The following is a 3,131-nucleotide window of genomic DNA, read 5'->3' as shown; positions in this document are numbered from 1 at the left end:
TCGCGCCCGGACTACCAGTTCCTGTTCGGCCCCCTCGTCGACGCCGGGATCACGGTCTTCGCCGCGAACGTCCGCGGGTCGTCGGGATACGGCAGACTCTTCGCCCACGCCGACGACCGGTACGGGCGCTACGCCGGGATCGACGATGCAGCAGATTGCGCGGTGTTCCTCTGCCGTCAGGGCATCGCCGACCCCGACGCGGTCTACTGCTCCGGCCGTTCGTACGGCGGTTATCTAACCCTGGCATGTCTGACCTTCCATCCCGAACTGTTCGCCGCCGGGATCGCCATCTGCGGCATGAGCGACCTGGAGTCGTTCTTCCGCAACACCGAACCGTGGATCGCGGTGGCGGCCTACACCAAGTACGGACATCCGGAGTTCGACCGTGAACTCCTCGCCGACCTGTCGCCGATCCACCGGATCGACGCGGTGCGCGCGCCGCTGCTCGTCGTCCACGGAGCGCACGACACCAACGTGCCGGTGAGCGAGTCGCAACAGATCGTCGCCGAACTCCAGGCACGCGGCGCCGTGGCCGAGATGCTGATGTTCGACGACGAGGGTCACGAGATCGTCAAGCGGCACAATCAACATCGGCTCACCGAGGCGGTCGCCGACTGGATCGCGCGTCACCCGTCCCGGAACCGGTCGTCTCGATGAACAGGCGGATGACCGACCGCCTGCTCGCCCAGCTCGCCGAGACGCGTTCGGCCAACACACGTGCGAATGTGCTCGAGGAACTACGCCGACTGATCCTGTCCGGTGGCGCGCCCCCGGGGACCCAACTCCCGCCGGGCGAGATCGCCGACGCATTCGACGTGAGTCCGATCCCGGTCCGCGAAGCCCTGAAGACACTGGTCGGCGAAGGCCTGGTGGTGCACCGCCCCGGAGTGGGGTACCGCGTGAGTCAGCTGTCCACCGAGGAGCTACGCGAGATCTACTTCGTCCGAGGCACTCTCGAACAAGCAGCACTCGCCCGGTCCGTCGGCCTGATCGACGAGTCCTCGCTGGAGACCGCACGCGCACGCCACATCGAGCTACTCACGGCGGTGAAGTACAACGACGGCAAGGCTTTTCACGACATCTCCCGCGAGTTCCATCGCGCTCTCACCGAGCCGTGCGCGATGCCGCGCCTGCTCAACATGTTCGAGGCGACCTGGAACCTCACCGAGCCGTTCCAGGTGATGAGATCGGTGACCGCCGAGACCCAGCAGGCACTCAACACCGACCACGCCGACCTCCTCGCGGCGTTCGGCGACCGAGACACCGCATCGGTCCTCGACGTCGCACACCGTCACCACCAGCGCCTCGAGAGCGCCGTCATCGAGACCGCCGCACTCCTCGACGTCCGCCACGACTGAGCCCCGGCGAAATATATCTGCCCGTTCATCGCGGGGTAACAATCCGTTCTTACATTTCTCCCATCAGCGTGCTCCCCGTATGACTTCCGACCCCGGCCGCTGACCAGGACCAGGAGAACGCCAATGTCCACACCACCCTCCGGGACGCCCGGACCGCAGGTACCTGCGGCCACGTCTCACACCGGCGCCGCCGGTGAGAGCGTCATCAAGTCCACCTACGACGATCGGCTCACCAACACCGATCTCGCGCCACTGAAGGAACAGAAGTGGACGTGGTACAACATCTTCGCCTTCTGGATGTCCGACGTGCACAGCGTCGGCGGCTACGTGTTCGCGGGAAGCCTTTTCGCGCTGGGCATCGCGGCCTGGCAGGTGCTGGTGGCGCTCGTGGTGGGCATCGTGGCCGTCAACATCCTGTGCAATCTGGTCGCGAAGCCCTCCCAGATGGCGGGCGTCCCCTACCCGGTGACGACCCGGGTCTCCTTCGGCGTCAAGGGAGCCAACATCCCGGCGATCATCCGCGGCGTGATCGCGGTCGTCTGGTACGGCATCCAGACCTATCTCGCCTCAGTCGCTTTCGGGCTCCTGGCGCTGAAGTTCTGGCCCGGACTCGAACCCTGGGGCGATGTCGAACAGCATGGTTTCCTCGGCCTGTCCGCGCTCGGCTGGGCGGGTTTCATCCTGATGTGGATCCTGCAGGCGTTCGTGTTCTGGAACGGCATGGAAACCATCCGGAAGTTCATCGACTTCTGCGGTCCCGCAGTGTATGTCGTCATGATCGCGCTGGCGGCCTACCTGGTCGTCGAGGCCGGTTGGGACAACGTGAGTCTCGACCTGTCGGTCGGCGACGGGCTCTCCGGTTGGTCGTCGTTCACGATGATGATCAGCGCGATCGCACTCGTGATCTCCTATTTCTCCGGTCCGATGCTCAACTTCGGTGACTTCTCGCGGTACGGGCGCACTTTCGGCGAGGTCAAGAAGGGCAACTTCTGGGGCCTGCCGGTCAACTTCCTCTTCTTCTCACTCCTCGTGGTGTGCACGGTCTCCGCGGCGGTCACGGTCATCGGCACCGACGAGGACGGCAACATCATCACCGATCCGGTGCACATCGTCGATCGCATCGACAACACGACCGCCGCGGTGCTGGGCGTGCTCACCTTCGCCATCGCCACGATCGGGATCAACATCGTCGCGAACTTCGTCTCGCCGGCGTTCGACTTCTCGAATGTCGCGCCCACCAAGATCAGCTGGCGAACCGGCGGCATGATCGCGGCGGTCGGCTCCGTGCTCATCACGCCGTGGAACCTCTTCAACAATCCGACCGCGATCCACTACACAATGGACACCCTCGGCGCGGTCATCGGTCCGCTGTTCGGCATCCTCATCGCCGATTTCTACCTCGTCAAGAAGCAGAAGATCGAGGTGGACGAGCTCTTCACCATGAGGCCCGAGGGCGCCTACTGGTACCGCAACGGCTGGAACCCGGTTGCCGTCGGCGCCACCGCCATCGCGTCGATCCTCCCGATCGGTGTCGTCATCTTCGGCACCGTGTATCAGGCCAGCTTCACATGGTTCATCGGCGCGGGCATGGGCATGCTCCTCTACTGGCTCGGGATGAAGTTCGTGCCGACCCGCCTGATCTACGGACCCGCGGCGCTCGCACGGATGACCGATGACATCGAAGTGATGTCGGCGGAGCCCGAGACCGCGGGAACGCCGACCACAGAAGCCGCATCCACCGTGCCCGGGGGCAGTACCCGGAACTGACGGGCG

General features: G+C 64.9%; 3 protein-coding genes. All 3 read left to right on the top strand.

Translation table 11 applies throughout. From position 1 onward, the window contains the following. On the top strand, positions 1 to 657 hold a 657-nt coding region (locus M4D77_RS23660; protein ID WP_259937711.1), incomplete at its 5' end, for a S9 family peptidase. An 8-nt stretch (positions 658 to 665) separates the two neighbouring features. Next, a complete protein-coding gene (locus M4D77_RS23655) occupies positions 666 to 1,358 on the top strand; it encodes a GntR family transcriptional regulator (RefSeq protein WP_226513863.1) in 693 nt (230 codons plus the stop codon). A 123-nt stretch (positions 1,359 to 1,481) separates the two neighbouring features. Next, positions 1,482 to 3,125: an NCS1 family nucleobase:cation symporter-1 gene (locus M4D77_RS23650; protein WP_249356334.1), complete on the top strand. Its 1,644-nt coding sequence runs from the start codon at positions 1,482 to 1,484 to the stop codon at positions 3,123 to 3,125. Positions 3,126 to 3,131 lie beyond the last annotated feature (6 nt).

It is taken from the genome of Gordonia sp. p3-SID1431, from assembly GCF_025143765.1.
GTDB classification, from domain to species: Bacteria; Actinomycetota; Actinomycetes; order Mycobacteriales; family Mycobacteriaceae; genus Gordonia; species Gordonia hongkongensis.
The sequence above is the reverse complement of the archived record's forward strand: the minus strand, read 5'-3'. Positions and strand labels throughout refer to the sequence as shown.

Bases quoted from the DNA above. Each gene is read 5' to 3' on its own strand.
- M4D77_RS23655 (WP_226513863.1), top strand. From the start codon at position 666: ATGACCGACCGCCTGCTCGCCCAGCTCGCCGAGACGCGTTCGGCCAAC.
- M4D77_RS23650 (WP_249356334.1), top strand. From the start codon at position 1,482: ATGTCCACACCACCCTCCGGGACGCCCGGACCGCAGGTACCTGCGGCC.